Raw genomic sequence first — 18,963 nt, 5'->3', positions numbered from 1 at the left:
GCCCGGATCCGTGCACCCACCACCGTCGAGGGGAGAACGAGGTCATGCAGGAGTTTCTGGTCGTGGTCAACGACGAGGAACAGTATTCGATCTGGGCAGCCGCCTCCGAGCCGCCGGCCGGCTGGCAGCCCACCGGCCACCGGGGCACCGAACAGGAGTGCCTCGACCACATCGAGCGGGTGTGGACCGACATCCGCCCGAGGTCGGCCCGCTGAGGCGCGGGCCGGAGGACGTCCGGCACGACCGGACCACACGGGGGGAGACACCGAGGTGTGGAACAGAGAGCTGTACATCAGCGGGGTCGGCAGCTACCTGCCGACCCCGGTCCGGGCGGCGGACGCGGTCCGGGAGGGCCGCTACGCCGCCGCCGACCACGACGACGACCAACTGGACCTCGTCCTGGTCGAGGCCTCGGCCTCACCGGCCGAGATGGCGGTCCACGCCGGCCGGCAGGCGCTGACCGACGCGGGTGACCCCGACGAGATCGCCCTGGTGCTGCACGGGGCCAGCTACTACCAGGGCCAGGACTTCTGGACCCCGGCCACCTACGTCCTGCGGGAACTGATCGGCAGCCGGGTGCCGGCGTACGAGGTGCGGGCCGCCTCGAACAGCGCCATGGCCGCCCTGGAACTGGCGGCGGCGTACCTGCTGGCCGACCCGGAGCGGGCGGCGGCCCTGATCACCGTCGCCGACCGGTTCACCCTGCCCGGGTTCGACCGGTGGGCCACCGACGCCGGGGTGGTCTACTCCGACGGCGCCGCCGCCGCGGTGCTGTCCGCCCGGGGCGGGTTCGCCCGGCTGCGCGCCGTCACCTCGCGCACCGATCCCGAGCTGGAGGAGCTCGGCCGGGACGTCGAGCGCTTCCACGACGCCCCCGTCCCCGGTGGGCGTCCGCTGGACCTGCGCGCGTTCAAGCGCCGGTACCTGAAGCGGGCCGGCTTCGCGGAGCTGTCCCGCCGGTTGACCACCGGGCTGCGGGAGAACGTGACCGCCACGCTCACCGCCGCCGGCGGCGACCTGTCCTCGGTGGACCTCTTCGTCCTGCCCAACCTGGGCCGTGACCTCGTGCAGTGGGAGTTCCTCGAGCCGCTCGACATCCCCGTCGAGCGGACCTCCTGGGACAACGCCCGACGGATCGGCCATCTCGGCGCGGGCGACCAGTTCGCCAACCTCGCCCACCTGCGCCGGACCGGGCGGCTGTCGCCCGGGGACCGGGTGTTGCTGGTCGGCGTCGGTCTCGGCTTCAGCTGGACCAGCGCACTGCTGGAGATCACCACCACCGGACCGGGAGCACCGGTCGGTACGTCCACCGACCGGTCCTGACCATCCCCGTCCCCTCTGCCCCGGCGATCGGAGGCCACCACCATGAACTTCGTGCGGCTCACTGTGTTCAAGGAGGTCGTACGGCAGGGCTCGCTCACCCGGGCGGCCAAGCACCTCACCTACACCACCTCGGCGGTCTCCCAGCACATCTCCGCCCTCGAACGGGAACTGGGAGCGGTGCTGCTGGAACGGTTACCCCGGGGCGTCCGCCTCACCGAACCGGGCCGGGCCCTGCTCGACCACGTCGAGCGGATCCTGGACGAGTACCGCGCCGCCAAGGGCACCCTGGAGGCGATCGCCGCGGCCAGCGGCGGCCGGCTCCGGCTCGGTTCCTTCCCCACCGCCGACGCGACCCTGGTCGCCCGGGCGGTGGCGCGGTTCCGGCGCAGCTTCCCCGCCGTCGACCTCACCCTGCACCGGGTGGACCTGGCCGAGGCCGCCCACCGGCTGGTCACCGGCGAGCTCGACATCTCCCTGGTGTACGTCTTCGACGGGCAGGACCACCGGCAGCTCACCGGTCTGGAACTGGGTCACCTGCTCGACGACCCGCTGCACGTCATCCTCCCGGTGGGCCACCGGCTCGCGGGCGCGGGCCCGATCTCCCTGGTCGACCTGGCCGAGGAGAACTGGATCCAGGGCACCCGGCAGAACCCCGTCGACGAGGTGCTGCCCGAGGTCTGCGCGCAGGCCGGATTCCTGCCCCGCGTCGTCCTGCGCACCGACGACCAGATGTCGGTGCAGGGGCTGGTCGCGGCCGGGGTCGGCGTCGGGCTGGTCTCCTCGCTGGCGGTGCCGGTGCTCCGGGCGGACCTGGTGGCCCGCCCGGTCGCGGAGCCCGGCCTGACCGGGCGGATCCACACCGCCCAGCCGCTCGGCCTGACCCGGCTGCGCTCGGCGAGCATCATGCGGGAACTGCTGGTCGAGGCGGCCCGTTCGACGTTCCGCCCGGAGGCGCCGCCCCGGGTGCCGCTGCCCGCCCACCGCTCCTGACCGCCCCACCCACCGGCCGGTGCCGCCCGGCCGGTCGCCCGCCCCGGTGGTTGCGCCCGGGTGGTTGCGCCCGGCCGGTCGCCCGCCCGGGTGGTTGCGCGCCCGGGTGGTTGCAGGGGTCCCCTGCTCGGCAGAAAACGGTAGGAAGGGACCCCTGCAACCACCTCAGCCCTCGGCAACCACCTCGACCACCTCAGCCACCTGCAACCACCTCAGCCGGGTGGGGTGTGGGCGTGCGGTCCAGGTGGCGGCGTACCCGGGCCTGGAGGTCGGCGGGGTAGGCCTCGCGCAGGGAACTCTGCGCGAGGCGACCCGCGCCCACCGGCGGCAGCAGGCAGTCGTGCACCACCCGGGGGCCGGTCCGGGCCTGGCGTTCGGCGTCCGAGTAGCAGGCGAGGATCGGCAGGATCTCGCCGACGCTGACCGCGCTCCGGTCCACCGGATGCTGCCGGGTGCCGAGCGCCCAGAGCAGCTCCCCGGTGTCGGCCGGGTCGACGTCGTCGTCGAGCACGAACAGCTTCGGCACGGTGAAGCCGAACTTGCTCGCCCAGACGACCTCGCCGATCCGGTCGCACAGCTCGGCGGTGCCGGTCTGCGGCAGTCGTTCGCGCCAGTCGGCGGCCACCGTCACCACCAGCCAGTGGTTGGCGGTCTCGAACGGCGACCAGACGCCTGTCACCGGCAGGCCGGCCGCGTGGAGCAGGCCCAGCGCCTCGGCCGAGAAGCAGAGCCCGGCGGCGGTGTGGTACTCGTCCACCGGGCGGCCCTCGGCGACCAGCGGCCACACCGCGTCGTGCCGGTGGGTGACCGCGGTGACGGTGTAGACCGGCTGCCGACTGGTCTCGGTGACCAGGTATCCGGGGTACTCGCCGAACGGGCCCTCGTCGGCGTCCCGGTCCGTCGAGACGGTTCCCTCGATCACCAGCTCGGCGTCGGCGGGCACCGCCAGGTCCACGCTGACACACCGGACGAGGTCCAGCGGCCGGCCGTAGTGGGCACCGAGGTAGCCGACCTCGTCGACGTGGTCGGGCAGCGGCATGCTGGACACGAACGGGATGGCCGGGGCGCCGCCCTGGAACAGCGCGAACGGCATCGGCTCGCCCCGCTCGGCCCACATCTGCCAGATCATCGTCAGGTGCTGCCCCGGCACGAACAGACCGGTCATCCGCCGGTCGTCGAGCTGCTGCACCCGGGAGATCGACCAGTTGGTCCAGGAACCGTCCGGCGTGCGGGCCACGATCGTGCCCCAGGTGTTGACGTACGGGCCGCCGTCGCCGAGGTGCAGGGTCGGCACCGGCAGCCGGTCCAGGCCGGCGTCCGCGCCGAGGCGTACCACCTCCTGGCACGGTCCGGCCGCCACCAGCCGGGGCGGCACCGGCCGCCGCTCGCGGACCAGGGCCAGCCGCCGCACCAGGTCGGCGGCGGAGCTGTCCGCCGGCATGCCGAGCGACAGCGCCACCCGGGCGAGCGGCCGGTCCGGGTCGCCACTGAGCGCGGCCTGGCCGGCGAGCAGCCGCACCCCCTGCCCGCCCCGGGGCCGGTCGAACAGCAGGGCGGGCGAGCGCGTCTCGTAGCTGTGCCGGGCGAAGGCCGCGACCTCCAGGTCCGGGTCGACCTCCTCGGTCACCACACGCAGCTCACCCAACCGGTCGAGCGCGGCCAGGTGGCTGCGCAGGTCGGGGAGTTCGGTCACGGGACACCTCCGTTCGGTGCGGGCCACCGCCGCGACGGGCCGTCGTCGGCGGACACCCCCTGCGGGGTACGGGCGGGCATCCGGCCCGCCGGCGTGTCGAGGCCGGTGAAGCCGCCCCGGTAGAAGACCAGCGGCTCGCCGTCGCCCGGCCCGATGTCGACCACCCGGCCGAGGTGCAGCACGTGGTCGCCGCCGTCGCTGCGCGCCCAGGGCACGCAGTCGACGTAGCCGAGGCAGCCGGCCAGCCGGGGGGAGGGGCGGTCCCGGCACCACTCGACCAGTGGACGGCGGAGCTGCCCGGCGAAGTGCAGGGCCAGGTCGCGCTGCCCGGCGGCGAGGATGTTCACGGTGAACGGCGCCGCCGGCAGGTGCCGGTTCGCCCGGCTGGCCCGGTGCACCGAGACCAGCACCAGGGGCGGGTCCAGGGAGACGGAGGTGAAGGCGTTCACCGTGATGCCGCCGGCCCCACCGTCGGGCAGGGGATAGGTGACGACGGTGACGCCGCTGGCGAACGACCCCAGCAGTCGCCGGAGGTCGTGGGGCGCGACGGCCATACGGGCACACCTCCCGGTGGTCAGCCGGACTTCCCGGTGGCCAGCACGAAGTCGTACTCGGCCACCAGGTCCCGGTCCTCCGGACGGGGTTTGAGGACCAGTTCGTCCTTGACCGCCTCGGCGACGTCGCTGTCCAACCAGGGGTCGTCGGCGAAGTAGAGCTGGGTGGTCAGCGGCCGGTGGTCGGGCGCGGAGACCTTGAAGTGCAGGTGCGCCGGCCGCCACGGATGCTTGCCGAGCAGGGCGAACAACCGCCCGGACGGGCCGGCCGCCGGGACCTGGTACGCGCCGGGCAGGATGGTCCGGATGTCGAACCGCCCGGCCGCGTCCGTCACCACCCGGGCCCGCAGCAGGTACGCCGGCAGCTCCGGCGCGAAGTGCGAGTACCCGCCGGTGGCGTCGGCCTGCCAGGTGTCCAGCACCGCGCCGGGCAACGGCGTGCCGTCTGGCGCGCGGACCACGCCGGAGAGCCGGAGCGGCTGGCCGGGCTCGTCGGGACGCTGCGGCAGCGCGCACGGTGACTGCCGCATCGGGGCGTCCGGTACGTAGAACGGCCCCTCCACGGCGCCCGCGCCCGCCCCGTCGACCGCGTTGAACGTCTCGACCGTCTGTTCGAAGAGGATGTCCAGCAGCAGCGGCCACTCGCCCGCCTCGCCGACATCGATCAGGAAACTCTTGACCGTCTGGTAGTCCGCGTAGCTGATCTCGTGACGGACCAGGGACTTCCGGACGTGTGCGACGAGTTCGCCGGCGAAGGCGGCGACCCGGTCCTCGGGCATCTCGTGTCCTCTCGGTGTGGGGCCGGTGGCGGAGCGCCGGCTCAGGCGATCAGGTCGGGGGCGGTCCAGCCGTCGAGGTCGTACTCGGCGAGGCAGCGGTCGACCAGGGTCCGGAACTCGTCGAGCCGGCCGTTGGTCTCCGCCTGGCGGACCAGGTCCAGCCGGACGCCCTCGTGGTTGCCGGCGTAGTTGCGTTCGTAGAGTTCGTGCCGGCCGGCGAACTCGGTGCCCACGCAGTCCCAGAGCAGCTTCATCACCTTGACCCGGTCCTGCGCCTGGTAGCCGTTGCTGCCCCGCAGGTAGCGGTCGAGGTAGGGGCGGACCTCCGGGTTGGCGAAGTCCCGGGTGCTGGAGTTGACGTAGATCAGGCCGCTGCCCACGTCCTGCTCGATGATCTCCTTGACCCTCGGGTAGCCGACGGTCATGAACCAGCGGTACGCCATCCCGTACTCCGGGTTCGGCAGGACCGAGCCGCCCGCCCAGGGCAGCGGGTTGCGGGCCATCGCGTCGCTGATGCCGGCGAACAGGTTGCGCCAGGCCAGCACCTCGCCGAACCGGCTGCGCACGCCCCGGTAGTCGGCGGTGCCGGTGATCTCCAGCGCCTTGGCCAGCAGCCCGGCCAGGAACTCCAGCTTCACGGTCAGCCGGATGCAGCCGTGGAAGGTGAACCGGGGCACGAAGCCGGAGCCCGGGAAGAAGTCGTTCGCCCGCTCGACGTCGTGGTAGACGAAGACGTTCTCCCACGGCACCAGCACCCGGTCCAGCACGAAGATGGTGTCGTTCTCGTCGAGCCGGCTGGAGAGCGGATAGTCGAACGGGCTCCGCGCCGCCGCCGCGGCCGTGTACGACGGACGGCAGATGAGCTTGACGCCGGGCGCGCCCACCGGGATGGTGCACACCAGCGCGAACTCCTTGCGCCGGATCGGCAGGCCGTGGTGGGCCACGAAGTTGTAGTGGGTGATCGCCGACCCGGTCGCCACCACCTTCGCGCCGCTGACCACCACCCCGGCGTCGGTCTCCCGTTCGACGTGGACGAACGTGTCCGCGACCTCGTCCGGCGGCAGGTTGCGGTCCACCGGCGGGTGGATGATGGCGTGGTTCCAGTACAGGACCCGTTCCTGGGACTCCCGGTACCAGCGCAGCGCGTTGTCCCGGAACGGCTGGTAGAAGTCGGCGTTGGCGCCCAGCGTGCCCAGGAAACTGGCCTTGTAGTCCGGGCTGCGTCCCATCCAGCCGTAGGTCATCCGGGCCCACTCGGTGATCGCGGCCCGGTCGGCCAGCAGGTCCTCGGCGCTGCGCGGCGCCCGGAAGAAGGCGTGCGTCCGCCCGCCGCCGCCGGTGTCCGTGGGCACGGTGAGCCGGTCGGCGGTGTCCGGGTCGTGCAGCGCGTCGTAGAGGCGGGCGGTCATCCGTACCGGGTTGCGGAAGGCCGGGTGGGTGGTGACGTCGCGGATCCGTTCCCCGTCGAGCCAGACCTCCCGGCCGTCCCGCAGGCTCTCCACGTACTCCGCCCCGGTCAGTGGACGCCGGGGCGGCGTCGCCCCGGTCACGCGACCGGGGCCGGGTCGGACGGCGCGGCCACCCCGGCGGCCCGGCGCAGCGCCCCGGTGCGGATCAGCCCGGCGACCGCCTCGACGTCGAGGTCCAGCCGCCGGTCGCCGTCGACGAACGGGGACACCGCGCGGATCGCCGCGTGCACCCGCCGGACGGCGGGGGAGGCCTTCTCCACGCCCCGCAGGTCGATCGCCTGGGCCAGCGCGATCAGGTGGATGGCGGCGACGCTGCGGGTCAGCTCGACGACCGTCCGCGCGTCCCGGGCGGCGATGGTGCCCATGCTGACCTTGTCCTGGTTGTGCGCCTCCGTCGAGCGGGAGAAGACGGTCGCCGGGGCGGCCATCTTCAACGCCTCGGCGGTCACCGCCGAACAGGCGATCTGCATGCCCTTGAAGCCGTGGTTCAGGCCGGCCCGGGCGTCGTCCGGCGCGGTCGGGCTCACCAGGTTCGGGGTCAACCCGTTGTTGAACTTCTCGTCGACGATCAGCTCCAGCTGGCGGTCCAACAGGTCGGCGATGTTGGCCACCGCCACCTTGAGGCTGTCCATGGCCTGTCCGAGGTGCCCGGCGTAGAAGTTCCCGCCGTGGTGCAGCGCGCCGAGTTCGCCGTCGAAGAGCGGGTTGTCGGTCGCGGAGTTGATCTCCGTCGTCACCCAGGGCCGGACCCAGGACAGCGTGTCCCGCAGCACGCCGGTGACGTGCGGCGCGCACCGGATCGAGTACTTGTCCTGGATCCGGTGGTCGAGCCGGACGTAGCCGCGCTCGCGCAGCGGTTCCCGGCGCAGCAGGATCTCCTCGTACGACGTGGTCAGCGCGGAGCCGGCGAGCAGCGTCCGGACCAGGCCGGCGCTGTGGCCCTGCCCGGGGTGCGGCTTGCTGTCGTGCACGAAGGGGTGGAAGTGCGAGGCGTTGCCGAGCAGCGCCTCGCACGACATCGCGGTCGCCAGGTCGGCCACGAAGGCCAGCTCCTCGGCGTCGGCGGTGGCGAGCGCGGCGAAGGCCGCGGTGAACGAGGTGCCGTTGATCAGGGACAGGCCCTCCTTCGGCTCCAGCCGTACCGGTTCCAGGCCCTCCTCGGCGAGCGCGTCGGCGACCGGGCGGACCGTGCCCCGGTGCGCGACGTCCCCCTCGCCGATCAGCGCGGCGGCGAGGTAGCAGAGCGGCACCAGGTCCCCGCTGGCCCCGAGCGAGCCCCGTTCCGGGATCAGCGGCAGGACGTCGCGTTCGACCAGGCGCAGCAGCAGCTCCACGGTGCCGGGGCGGATCGCCGAGACCCCACGGGCCAGGGAGTTGGCCCGGATCAGCATCGACGCCCGCGCGACCTCCGGCGTGGCCGTCGGGCCCACTCCGTTGAGGTGGTAGAGGACCAGGTTGCGTTGCAGGTCCCAGGCCTTCTCCGGGGCGATCTGCCGGACGCAGCTGTCGCCGAACCCGGTGGTGACCCCGTAGATCGGGATGCGCTGCGCCATCAGCTCGTGCTTGAGGTCGAGGGAGGACTTCATGGCGTCGGCCGCCCCGTCGCTCAGGCGCAGGGCGACCGGCTCGGCCGGCCGGGCGACGGACACCACCTCCTCGATGGTCAGCGAACGGCCGTCGAGCACCAGGTCGGCGCTCGGCATGGATCGGTTCATCGGGTGCTCCTCGCAGGTGGGACCGGACGGGGAATGGGGAATCGCGCTCGGAGGTCGCCGGAAATGGGTGACGCCGGAAGGCGGGAAGTGATCCGGATGATCGGCACCGCTTCCGTAGTCTGCGCACTCCGGCGGTGTCCTGTCTTCCGACCCAGGTCCGGTTTCCGGCCCGGTCCCCGGTCCGGCCCAGCCGCCGGTGCCCGGACCACGGTCGAGGTGGCGGCGACGACCCGGGCACGTCGGAGGAATTTAGAAACGCTGATACCGTACGGCGCTAACTCTTAATTTCGTTCGTTGGATGGATTCCGGTCGCCTGTGTAGGCTCATCGGTGTCCACAGATACGCCGCAGTTGGTCGGAACGGAGGGTCTGGTGGGCGCTGGTCTCGCAGAATCCGTGGCGCCGGTCTCTGGCGCGACAGGCCGGATCCGCATACTCGTCGGCGGTAACCATCCGATATTCCGGTCCGGTCTCGGCCTGATGCTCGGGGAACTGTCCCCGGCGTTCACGATCGTGGGCGAGGCGGCCGAGGCCGGGACGGTGGCCGACGCCGCCCGGCGGCGGGCGGCGGACGTCGTCGTCTACGACGAGGACAGTCTGGGGTCCGCGTCGGTGCTGGCGTCCGTCGCGCAGCTCGCCCCGCAGCGGTCCGCCCGGGCGGTCGTGCTGCTCGGCCTCGACGCCGGGGACTCCTGCCGGGAGTACCTGCGGGCGGGGGCCCGGGGGTTGCTGTTCCGGGACGGCGGTGCCGACGAGCTGGGCTTCGCCGTCCGGTCGGTGGCCGAGGGGGGTGTCTACCTCGCGCCCCGGCTGGCCGGGGTGATCGTGCGGCCACTGGTCCGCTCGGGGCGTCCCGGCGGGCCGGCGGGCCGCCCGGTCGGCCGAGGTGACCCGCTCACCCTCCGGCAGACGGAGATCCTCGACCTGATGCTCACCGGGGTGTCCAACGCGGAGATCGCCGCCGAGTTGTCGCTCAGCGAGAAGACCGTGAAGTTCCACGTGTCGAACATTCTGGGAAAGCTCAACCTGAAGAACCGGACCCAGGTGCTGGCCCACCTGATGGGCGGGCGGATCACCGCCGAGGGTGGTCCGGAGAAGGGGTGACGCCGACCCGGCGTGATACGGACCGCCGGATCGCCGCACCTGGCGGCCGGGGTCGACGGGAACGGTCGCGTCGGGTCGGACGCGGCCGGTGGCAACTGCGGCGCAACAACAGTAATACAGCCATAGGCTTCGATAGCATATCGGTCTTCGTTCGGCACGAATTGGCGTTCGCTCTCGGCGTATGGCCGAGGTTGACCCTCTCCCACAATGTCGACTACGGTCAGTCGTGATCGGATAATCGCACGGTCGGCCGGTGCTCTGTCCGCCCGACTCCGTGGCCCGCGACGACGGGCCGGTTGACCTCCCCGAACGCGAAGGGTTCTGCGCGTGGAGCATTCGACGACCTCCGGTGATTCCGCGACCGAGACCGGATCGGCGGGCACGGTCCAGGAGCGTCCCGCCACCGGCGCCGTACCGCCGGATCCGACGATCCCGGGCGACGACGGCACGTCCACCCGCCTGCCGGCGGCGTTCCATCGCCTCTGGACCGCGGCGGTCGTCAGCGGCCTCGGCGACGGCCTCCGCTACACCGCCCTGCCGTTGCTGGCCGCGACCGTGTCCCGGGCTCCCGGCGACGTCGCCGCGGTGACCGTCGCGGGCATGCTGCCCTGGCTGCTCTTCGGCCTGTTCGTGGGGGTGCTGGCCGACCGCGTCGACCGGCGCACCCTGATGTGGACCACCGATCTGGTACGCGGCATCGTGGTCGCGGCCTTCGCGGTGCTGCTCGTGGTGGGGGAGCCGTCCATTCCACTCATCGTGGCCTTCGCGTTCGCCGTGGGCTGCGCGCAGGTGGTCTTCGACACCGCCGCCGGGGCCTTCCTGCCCGCCGTCGTCAACCCGGCGCAACTCGGCGCGGCCAACGGTCGCCTGATGGCGGCGCAGGTGCTCACCTCCCAGTTCATCGGTCCGCCGATCGCCGGCCTGGTGTTCGCCTTCAGCGTCGCGTGGCTGTTCGCCGTGGACGCGTTCACCTTCGTGCTCGCCGCGGTGCTCGTGCTCACCATCCGGGTGCCCCGCCGGGAGCCGGGCGCGGACGGCGCCGGCGTCGGCCGGGACGTGATCGAGGGGCTGCGGTGGCTCAACCGGCACCGGGTGCTGCGCGACCAGTCGGTCATCTACGGGGCGATGGCCCTGGTCAGCGGGGCGCTGCTCGGCATCTTCGTCCTCTACGTCAACGACCACCTGGGACTCGGCAGCCTCGGCTACGGCCTGCTGATGGCGTGCTTCGCCCTCGGCAACGTGGCCGTCGCGCCGCTGGTGCCCCGGCTGCGCGCCCGGTGGGGCGACCGGTCCGCGCTGACCACCGCGGTCCTGGTGGTGATCCTCACCCTCACCTCGCTGGCCCTGCTGCCGACGCCGGTCGTCGCCGGCCTGTCCCTGTTCCTCTTCGGCGCCGCCGCGATGACCTGGATGGTGGTCACCGTGACCGTCCGCCAGGAACTGGTCCCCGACGCCCTGCTCGGCCGGGTCACCAGCACCTACCGGATGATCGGCTTCGGGGCCAACCCGCTCGGCGCGCTGGCGGCCGGGGTGACCGCCACCCTGATCGGCATCCGCCCGATGCTGGCCGCCGGCGCGGCGCTGGTGGTGGTGGTCGCCGTGGCGTTCCGGGCCGGTCTGGGCAGCCAGGCGGCGGTCGACGAGCACGTGGGAAAGGACCCGGCCGGAGCCTGACCTGAGACGACGAGGAGCCGCGATGACCGTCCCCTCCCGGGCGTCCGCCACCGCCGAACCGGGCTACCGGCCCACCCTGGTCGAGCCGGGGCTGGTCCAGCTGGCCAACAACGAGGTTCCCGACGGTCCGCTGCCCGGGGCGGCACGCGCGCTCGCGGAGGCCACCACGGGCGTGCACCGCTACCCGGATCCGGCCGCCGCCCGGCTGGTCGACCGGCTCGCCGACCAGCTCGGGGCGGCCGCCGGGCGGGTCGTCGTCGGCGACGGGTCGGTCAGCCTCTGCCAGCAGGTCCTCCAGGCGCTCTGCGGGCCGGGCGACGAGGTCGTGGCCGGTTCACCCTCGTTCGAGCTGTACCCGGTGCTGAGCCGGGCCGCCGGCGCCGTGCCGAGGCCGGTCGCGCTGACCGGCGGGCACGTCCTCGACCTCGACGGGATGGCCGCCGCCGTCACCCCGGCCACCCGGGTGGTCTTCCTGTGCAACCCGAACAACCCGACGGGCACCACCGTCGACCGGGACGACCTGGACCGCTTCCTCGACCGGGTGCCCGACCGCGTCCTGGTGGTGCTCGACGAGGCGTACCGCGACTTCGTCGACGACCGTGCCGTGCCCGACGGCGTCGGCCTGGCCCGCTCGCGCGGCAACGTCGCGGTCCTGCGCACCTTCTCCAAGGGGTACGGGCTGGCCGGGCTCCGCGTCGGCTACGGCGTGTTCCCGGTGCCGGTCGCCGACGCGGTACGCCGCCTCGCGCTGCCGTACGCGGTGAACGCGCTCGCCCAGATCGCGGCCCTCGCCTCGCTCGACGCCGGAGACGAGTTGCGCGACCGGTGCCGACGGATCGGGCGGGAACGGGACCGGGTGCGGGCGGAACTGGTCCGGGCCGGATTCGCCGTCCCGCCGAGTCAGGCCAACTTCCTGTGGCTGCCGGTCGGCGACCGGGCCGAGGCGCTGGCCGCGCACTGCCGGCGGCACGGGGTGCTGGTCCGCGCGTTCCCCGGACTGGGCGTGCGGGTCAGCGTCGGGACGCCGGCCGAGAACGACGCCTTCCTCCGGCTGGTCGCCGCGCCCGAGGGCCCGCCCGATCCGCCGGAAGCGGACTGAGCACGCTCCGGGGCCCGTGACGCTCGACCCCGGCGCGGAGCCCGTTCAGCCGGTCTTGACGGCCTGGAGGGTGTACGTGAGAGGGAGTCGCTCCGGTCGTTCGGTGAGCCGCCACTCCTCGTCGTCGCCGAGCGTCATCCGGCCGGGCAGGGCCTCCCAGGGCGCGCTGTCGTGTTCGGCGAACCCGGTGACCTGGAGACCGGCGGCGATCAGCGCGCTGATCAGCTCGCCGATGCCGTGGTTCCACTCGTGGGTCACGTTGTGGGTGAACGTCGCGTCGGTCGCCACGTAGGTGCCGCCCTCGTCCCAGACGGACGGCTCGGCCATCTCGAAGTACGGGAACTCCAGGGCGAGGACCCCGTCGGTGCGGCGGTCGTCGACGGCCCACAGCATCGGGTGTCCCTCCCGGATGAAGAGCCGCCCGCCCGGCTTGAGCAGACGCCCGACCACCTCGGCCCACCGGTCGACGCTGGGCAGCCAGCACAGCGCGCCGATCCCGGTGAAGACCAGGTCGTAGCCGCCCGCGTCGAGCACGTCCGCCGCGTCGTAGACGTCGGCCTCGACGAAGTCGACGTCGACGCCCGCGCTGCCGGCGAGCCGGCGGGCCTGGGCGAGCGCGGGCCCGGAGAAGTCGAGCCCGGTCATCCTCGCCCCGAGCCGGGCCAGCGATACGGTGTCGGTGCCGATGTGGCACTGCAGGTGCACGCCCCGCAGCCCGGCGACGTCGCCGAGGCGGGGCAGGTCGAACCGGACCACCGAGCTCAGGAAGTCGGGGTCGGCGGCGAACCGGTCGACGGCGTAGTCCGGGGAGGCGGCGTGGGCGGCGGCGCGCTCGTCCCAGTTGGCCCGGTTGACGGTGCGGTAGTCGAGCATGGTGTGGACGCTGACACACCCCGGTCCCGCCGCGCCAACGACTTTACCCGCCCGCTCCCGGTGGCCAGCGGGAAGCGGCGCAGGATCGTGAAGGTGTCGGCGGAGGTCTCGGTGTGCCACACCTCCCGTACCCGGATCTCCGCGTCCAGCCGTTGCCCGGCGAGGGCGGTGAGGCACTCCGGGCCCCGGGCGGAGGTGCGCGGGTGGACCACCGTGAGGTGGGCCGGGACGTCCAGCGGCGTCATCGGCTCGGCCAGTAGGTGCCGTCGCAGGTCGGCCCAACCGCCGTCCACGTCGTGGACCGCGACGAAGACCCCGCCCCGTCCGCCGTCCTCGGCGACGACCTCGCCCAACCGCAGCCGGAGCGGAGGCGTCGCGCCGAGGAGACGCTCCGCCCGGCGCAGCAGGAGATCCTCGTCGGCGGTCTCCTCCGGATAGGTGATGGTGACGTGCGCCGGGACGATCCGGGCCAGCACCGGATCCCAGGCACGCCGCCACCGCTCGATCTGGTCGATCGTCCGGCCCGTCGGAGCCACGCAGAGGTGTCGTCGCACCGGCGCAGCGTAGGCCGTCCCCGTGCGTCCACCGGGCCCGCCACCGGTCAGGCCCGGCGGGCGGTGAGGCCGTCGAGGGTGACGGTGCCGTCGTCGAGGCGGACGCTCGCGGCGTAGCGGTACCGGGCGCGTACGGCCGGGTCGCCGAAGTCGATGGCGCCACCGGTGTCGGCGGTGAACAGGAACTCCCATCCGCCGCCCTGGTCGACGTACGCCGTCGCCCGGTGGCCGTGGAGGACGAACGCGTACCGGGCCGCCGGGCCGGTCAGGTCCACCGTGCCGTCCAGGTTGTCCAACGGCTCGACGCCCGCGGTGATCAGGGTGCCGTCGACCCGCAGGTCCCAGCCCACCCGGCGCAGCCCGTTGTGGTAGCGGAACAGCAGGTAGTTCCCGGCGTCCCGGGCGAGGCCGACGAAGACGGTGTCCTGGGTGCCGGCCCCGGCGAACGTGCCCGGGTCGAGCACGACCGCCACCCGGTCGGAGCCCGGGGCGACGTCGGAGCGGAACACCAGGTGCGTCATCCGGTCCGTCGTCACCGCGAGCCGGCCACCGCCGACGACGGTCGGCGCGGCGTACGCGGTCACCGGCAGGACGCTCCACCGTCGCAGGTCGTCGTCGAACGACTCCGCCAGTTCCACCGTCGGGTAGTGCTCGGGGGTCGGCAGGGCGGGGAAGACCCCGCTCTCGGCGATGTGTGCTTCCAGCAGCGCCCGCAGCTGTCGGGCCTTCTGCGGGTGGCGTCCGGACAGGTCGGTGCTCTCCGCCGGGTCGCGGGCCAGGTGGTAGAGCTCGCTGCGCCCGTCCCGCAGGTACTGCACCAGCTTGAACTGCCCGGACCGGATGGCGGCGTGCGGGTGGGTCCGGCCGATGAAGTGCGGGTAGACCCAGAACAGCGGGCCGCGTTCGGCCTCCTGGCCGCCGTTGAGCACCGGGGCGATGCTCCGGCCGTCGAACCTGCCTCCCGGGTCGCCACCGGCGAGGTCCACCACGGTCGGGAGCACGTCGACGGTGCTGGTCGGGGTGGCGTTGCGCTGCCCCGGGGCCACCGTGCCGGGCCAGTACGCGATCAGCGGCACCCGGATGCCACCCTCGTACAGTTCGCCCTTGCCGCCGCGTAGCGGTTGGTTCGCGTCGCGGTAGGGGCCGCCGTTGTCGGAGGTCACCAGCAGCAGCGTGTCACGGTCCAGGCCGAGGTCGGCGAGCGTGTCGGCGATCCGCCCCACCTGCTGGTCGATGCTCTCCAGCATGGCCGCCAGCACCGGCCGGTTCGGGGCCTGCCCGGCGCCCGGCTTGGCCCGGTACTTGGCGACGAGGTCGGGTCTGGCGTCCAGGGTGGTGTGTACCGCGTAGTTGGACACGTGCAGGAAGAACGGCTCGTGGCGGTGCCGGGTGATGTAGTCGACGGCTTCGGCCGCCAGCCGGTCGGTGAGGTACTCGCCCGGTTCCCGGGCCGGCAGGTCCGGCATGAAGGAGTACGGGTGGAAGTAGTCGCCGTCGCCGATGTACTTCCGTTCCGAGGCGATCACCTCGTCGAAACCGTGGGCGTGGGGGTTGCCGGGACGTTCCTCGTACGGTCCGCTGTAGGTCTCGGTCAGGTGCCACTTGCCGACCAGTCCGGTGGTGTAGCCGAAGGGGCGGAGGACGGCGGGCAGGGTCGGGATGTCCGGCGACAGGTGTTTGTCGCTCGCCGCGGGCTCGCCCCGGAGGAAGTCCGTGATTCCGGTGTGTACCGGGTAGCGGCCGGTCATCAGCGCGGCGCGGGTCGGCGAGCAGAGCGGGGCTGCGGCGTAGGCGCTGGTGAAGCGCATGCCGTCGCGGGCCAGCCGATCGAGTTCCGGCGTCTCGTTGAACGTGTTGCCGTAGCTGCCGAGCTCGTCCCAGCCGAGGTCGTCGACGGAGACGAAGACGACGTTCGGCGGCCGGCGGCCCGGCGTCGGCGGACGCGCCGCGAACGCCGGATCCGGGACGAGGCCGGCCAGGGCCGCGCCCGCGGCGCCGCCGAGGAGACCGCGACGGGAAAGCCCGCTCCGGTTCGGTGCGTGCATGGAGGTTCTCCCTGGGGGTGTGTTCGGAAGGGCGCGCGGACAGCGGGCCCGGACGGGGGTCAGGCGCAGCGGAAGCCGACGTTGGAGGCGGCGGAGTCCGGGGTGTTCCCGGAGCGGGCCGCCACCCGGTACCGGTAGCAGTAGGAGTCGTGGCACAGGAACGATCCGCCGCGCATCACGCGTCGCCCGGTGACGTCCGGATCCGCCGGCCCGCCGGGATCGACGACGCGGGTCCCGGCGCGCCGGGCGTAGGTGTCGGGGGCGAACCAGTCCGCGCACCACTCCCACACGTTTCCGACCATGTTGAACAGGCCGTAGCCGTTCGGGGTGTACTGCTTGACGGGCGCGGTGCCGACGAAGCCGTCCTCGGTGGTGTTGCGTCGGGGGAACTCTCCCTGCCAGATGTTGCAGTTCCACCGGCCACGGGGGAGCAACTCGTCGCCCCAGGGGAACCGGGATCCCGCCAGCCCGCCCCGGGCGGCGTACTCCCACTCGGCTTCGGTGGGCAGGCGCTTGCCCGCCCAGGCGGCGTACGCGCGGGCGTCGTTCCAGGTCACCTGCACCACGGGATGGTTCTGGAGGTCCGCGATCGAGGAGGCCGGGCCGTAGGGGTGCCGCCAGTCGGCGCCCCGGACCACCAGCCACCAGGGGGTGCCGGTGGCGGCCCCGAGGATGTCGGGACGTTCGGCCCGTACCTGGAGGTGGAAGACCGCGGAGACGCCGAGCGTCTCGGCCTCGGTGACGTAGCCGGTGGCCTTCGCGAACGTCGCGAAGGCGGCGTTGGTCACCGTCGTGGCGTCGATGGTGAACGGTCCGACGGTGACCTCGTGCACCGGCCCCTCCCCGTCGCCGGGGTAGCCCTCACCGAAGGCGTCACCCATGGCGAAGGTCCCGCCGGGGAGACCGACCTGGCCGCGTGTGGAGCGCGGCCGGTCGGCCTCCCGGACGGCGGGGACCGGCTGCGGCCGGCGCCCGATCTGGAGCAGCCCACCGGTTGCGGCGACCTGCTGGCCCCCGGCGGGCGCGCAGCAACTCGGCGCGGTGGACCCGGCGCTGCGGTGGTGGTGGCCGGCGACCATCAGCGGGTGACCACGGTGGGCAGCAGCGCCGGTACCTCGTCGCCGGGCTGGAACGTCAGCTCGGTCGGCTCGTCGTACCGGGTGATCTTCCCGTCGGAGTACGCCGTGCCCTGGAAGGTCACGGTGATCGGGGCCTGGCCCGCGCGCAGCGTGGCCAGCGGAGCGTCGACGTCGTCGAGCCAGCGGACGAGCCGGTTGCCCAGCCGCCGGGTGACGTCCGGGTGGGTCGCGGCCAGGTCGGTGGTCTCGCCGATGTCGTTGCCCAGGTGGTAGAGGTTCCAGTCGCGGGTCTCGTAGCGGTAGCTGAGCTTCCACGGCCCCGACCGGATCACCGTCTCGGGACGCTGGTCCCGGGCACCCGCGATCAGGTATCCGGGCAGGTGCCAGAAGAGGGGTCGCGCGCCGGGTTCGGCGTTCGCGTTGCGCCAGATCCGGCTGAGGTCCACCCCGTCCGGGCGCAGGCCCCGGGGCAGCTTCGCGCCGGCCAGCGACGCGAACGTCGGCAGGTAGTCGACCGCGTGGATCGGCGTCGGGTCGACCACGCCACCGTCGACCAGGTGCGCGCCCCTGCTCCACACGACGGCGGGGACCCGTAGCCCGCCCTCCCGCAGTTCGCCCTTGTATCCGCTGAGCCAGCCGTTGTCGGCGTTCGCCGTCCCGCCGTTGTCGGAGGTGAGCACCACGACGGTGTTGTCCGCCAGTGGATGCCCCGGGTTGCGGGGGTCCGGAGTGGTCTCGAGGTGGTGCACGAGGCGGGCCAGCCCCTGGTCGAGCCCTTCCAGCAGCGCCGAGTACGGCGCGTTGGCCGGGTGCCCGGGGACGGCGGGTTTGGCACGGTACTTCGCGAGCAGGTCGGCGCGGGGCTGCTTGTCGCCGATCGGCGTGTGCACCGCGTAGTTGCTGACCCAGGTGAAGAACGGCTCGTGCTTGTGGCGGTCGATGAAGTCGATGGTCGCGTCCGCCACGGCGTCGGTCACGTGCTTGTCGGTGCCGACGAGGGCGTCCAGGGTCGCGTCGGTCACGCCGTGGGAGTACGGCCTGATGTTCTCGTCGACGTACGCCCGGGTGTAGTCGGCGGCGAACCTGTCCAGCGCCGGGCCGACGCTGTCGTTGAACGTTCCGTCGACGGCGTGGTACTGGCTGGCGTGCCCGGAGTGCGAGCCGCCCAGGTTCTCCTCGAACCCGAAGTCGGTGGTGATCTGACCGGCGGTCGGGGTCACGTGGAACTTGCCGACGTACCCGGTCGCGTAGCCGGCGTCCCGCAGCGCCTCGCCGACGGTGTAGGCCTCGGCCGGCAGCGCGTCGTCGCCGTCGGGGAGCCCCTGCGGCGCGCCGTCCAGGAGCGTCTGGTCGCCACCCCGGTCGAGGTCGCCGACCAGGTAGAGGTTGTTCGTCGGCCGGGGCGCGTAGAGGCCGGTGAGGAGGGCGGCCCGGGTCGGCACGCAGTTGGGGCCGCCGTAGGCGTTGTCGAAGGCGACACCCTCCCGGGCGAGGCGGTCGACGGCGCGGGTCTCGTTGTAGGGGTTGCCGGATCCCCTGTTGGTCAGGCCGGTGCTGACGTCGGCCCAGCCCAGGTCGTCGGCGAGCACGAAGACGATGTTCGGTCGCGCGGCGCGGGCCTGCCGGTCCGTGGCGTCGGTCGGCGGGGCGGCGGCGCCGGCAGCGGCGAGCGCGGTGCAGCTCAGGGTGGCCGTGGCGGCAGCCGCGCCCAGTCTCAGGGACAACGGTGACATCGGGGGACGTCCTCTCGGTCGGTCGGACAGGGCGGGGGAGTGGTGGTGCCACGACGTCGCGGCGCGTCGACCGCCGCCGAGGACGCGACCGCCGGGAGCCGGGCCGTGCGTCGGCGCCAATTCCCGCCCTTGCCTATCAGAATACTAGGGAATTGGTCGTGTTGGGTAGAGGATCTTTCTGGCGATTAGATGGACAGTTCTCGATGCGATCGGTACCGTCCCCTCATCATGATCTCGTTCGATGTCGAATGGGGGGTCCCTGTGTCCTGGAGAACCATCC

At 73.0% G+C, this 18,963-nt stretch carries 16 protein-coding genes; 6 read left to right on the top strand and 10 right to left on the bottom strand.

The window, feature by feature from the left end:
- Positions 1-44 precede the first annotated feature (44 nt).
- The 3 genes from QSK20_RS10200 to QSK20_RS10190 are packed head-to-tail and all read left to right on the top strand — an operon-like array spanning position 45 to position 2,313.
- The gene (locus QSK20_RS10200) at positions 45-215 is read left to right on the top strand and encodes an MbtH family protein (protein ID WP_285788346.1); all 171 of its coding nucleotides are present in this window, start codon (positions 45-47) and stop codon (positions 213-215) included.
- 55 nt (positions 216-270) lie between these two features.
- Positions 271-1,323, top strand: a complete 1,053-nt coding sequence (locus tag QSK20_RS10195; protein ID WP_285788345.1) for a ketoacyl-ACP synthase III family protein — start codon at positions 271-273, stop codon at positions 1,321-1,323.
- Between the two features lie 51 nt (positions 1,324-1,374).
- Entirely contained in the window at positions 1,375-2,313 is a 939-nt protein-coding gene (locus tag QSK20_RS10190) for a LysR family transcriptional regulator (RefSeq protein ID WP_285788344.1), read from the top strand.
- Positions 2,314-2,506: 193 nt separating this feature from the next.
- Here QSK20_RS10190 and QSK20_RS10185 read toward each other — a convergent pair whose 3' ends face one another.
- Genes QSK20_RS10185 through QSK20_RS10165 form a run of 5 tightly spaced genes read right to left on the bottom strand, consistent with a single transcriptional unit; the run spans position 2,507 to position 8,523 of the window.
- A complete protein-coding gene (locus QSK20_RS10185; RefSeq protein ID WP_285788343.1) occupies positions 2,507-4,006 on the bottom strand; it encodes a UbiD family decarboxylase in 1,500 nt (499 codons plus the stop codon).
- The gene (locus QSK20_RS10180) at positions 4,003-4,560 is read right to left on the bottom strand and encodes a flavin reductase family protein (protein WP_285788342.1); all 558 of its coding nucleotides are present in this window, start codon (positions 4,558-4,560) and stop codon (positions 4,003-4,005) included. Before QSK20_RS10180 ends, QSK20_RS10185 begins: the two co-directional genes overlap by 4 nt.
- A 20-nt stretch (positions 4,561-4,580) precedes the next feature.
- Positions 4,581-5,339, bottom strand: a complete 759-nt coding sequence (locus QSK20_RS10175) for a dioxygenase family protein (RefSeq protein WP_285788341.1) — start codon at positions 5,337-5,339, stop codon at positions 4,581-4,583.
- A 41-nt stretch (positions 5,340-5,380) separates the two neighbouring features.
- Positions 5,381-6,889: a 4-hydroxyphenylacetate 3-hydroxylase family protein gene (locus QSK20_RS10170; protein ID WP_285788340.1), complete on the bottom strand. Its 1,509-nt coding sequence runs from the start codon at positions 6,887-6,889 to the stop codon at positions 5,381-5,383.
- Complete coding sequence (locus QSK20_RS10165) at positions 6,886-8,523, bottom strand: HAL/PAL/TAL family ammonia-lyase (RefSeq protein WP_285788339.1); 1,638 nt, start codon at positions 8,521-8,523, stop codon at positions 6,886-6,888. Before QSK20_RS10165 ends, QSK20_RS10170 begins: the two co-directional genes overlap by 4 nt.
- A 479-nt stretch (positions 8,524-9,002) precedes the next feature.
- Between QSK20_RS10165 and QSK20_RS10160 the strand changes: the two genes are divergently transcribed.
- The 3 genes from QSK20_RS10160 to QSK20_RS10150 all read left to right on the top strand — a co-directional run bounded on the left by QSK20_RS10160 (position 9,003) and on the right by QSK20_RS10150 (position 12,399).
- Positions 9,003-9,626 (top strand): response regulator transcription factor, encoded by a 624-nt coding sequence (locus QSK20_RS10160; protein WP_285788338.1) that lies wholly within the window; start codon positions 9,003-9,005, stop codon positions 9,624-9,626.
- 327 nt (positions 9,627-9,953) lie between these two features.
- Complete coding sequence (locus QSK20_RS10155) at positions 9,954-11,300, top strand: MFS transporter (protein ID WP_285788337.1); 1,347 nt, start codon at positions 9,954-9,956, stop codon at positions 11,298-11,300.
- Positions 11,301-11,322: 22 nt separating this feature from the next.
- A complete protein-coding gene (locus QSK20_RS10150; protein ID WP_285788336.1) occupies positions 11,323-12,399 on the top strand; it encodes a histidinol-phosphate transaminase in 1,077 nt (358 codons plus the stop codon).
- A gap of 45 nt (positions 12,400-12,444) precedes the next feature.
- Here QSK20_RS10150 and QSK20_RS10145 read toward each other — a convergent pair whose 3' ends face one another.
- The 5 genes from QSK20_RS10145 to QSK20_RS10125 are packed head-to-tail and all read right to left on the bottom strand — an operon-like array spanning position 12,445 to position 18,683.
- Complete coding sequence (locus QSK20_RS10145) at positions 12,445-13,272, bottom strand: class I SAM-dependent methyltransferase (RefSeq protein ID WP_285788335.1); 828 nt, start codon at positions 13,270-13,272, stop codon at positions 12,445-12,447.
- Positions 13,161-13,826: a 2'-5' RNA ligase family protein gene (locus QSK20_RS10140; RefSeq protein ID WP_285788334.1), complete on the bottom strand. Its 666-nt coding sequence runs from the start codon at positions 13,824-13,826 to the stop codon at positions 13,161-13,163. The genes QSK20_RS10145 and QSK20_RS10140 overlap by 112 nt, the downstream gene beginning before the upstream one ends.
- A 47-nt stretch (positions 13,827-13,873) precedes the next feature.
- Complete coding sequence (locus tag QSK20_RS10135; protein WP_285788333.1) at positions 13,874-15,871, bottom strand: sulfatase; 1,998 nt, start codon at positions 15,869-15,871, stop codon at positions 13,874-13,876.
- Between the two features lie 59 nt (positions 15,872-15,930).
- Positions 15,931-16,950, bottom strand: coding sequence for a formylglycine-generating enzyme family protein (locus QSK20_RS10130; protein ID WP_285788332.1), 1,020 nt, complete (start codon positions 16,948-16,950; stop codon positions 15,931-15,933).
- Entirely contained in the window at positions 16,950-18,683 is a 1,734-nt protein-coding gene (locus tag QSK20_RS10125) for a sulfatase-like hydrolase/transferase (protein WP_285788331.1), read from the bottom strand. Before QSK20_RS10125 ends, QSK20_RS10130 begins: the two co-directional genes overlap by 1 nt.
- Between the last annotated feature and the right edge of the window lie 280 nt (positions 18,684-18,963).

This window comes from Micromonospora sp. NBRC 101691 (assembly GCF_030269285.1).
Taxonomy (GTDB): domain Bacteria; phylum Actinomycetota; class Actinomycetes; order Mycobacteriales; family Micromonosporaceae; genus Micromonospora; species Micromonospora echinospora.
Note: the sequence above shows the minus strand (reverse complement) of the source record. Positions and strands in the feature narration are given on the sequence as shown.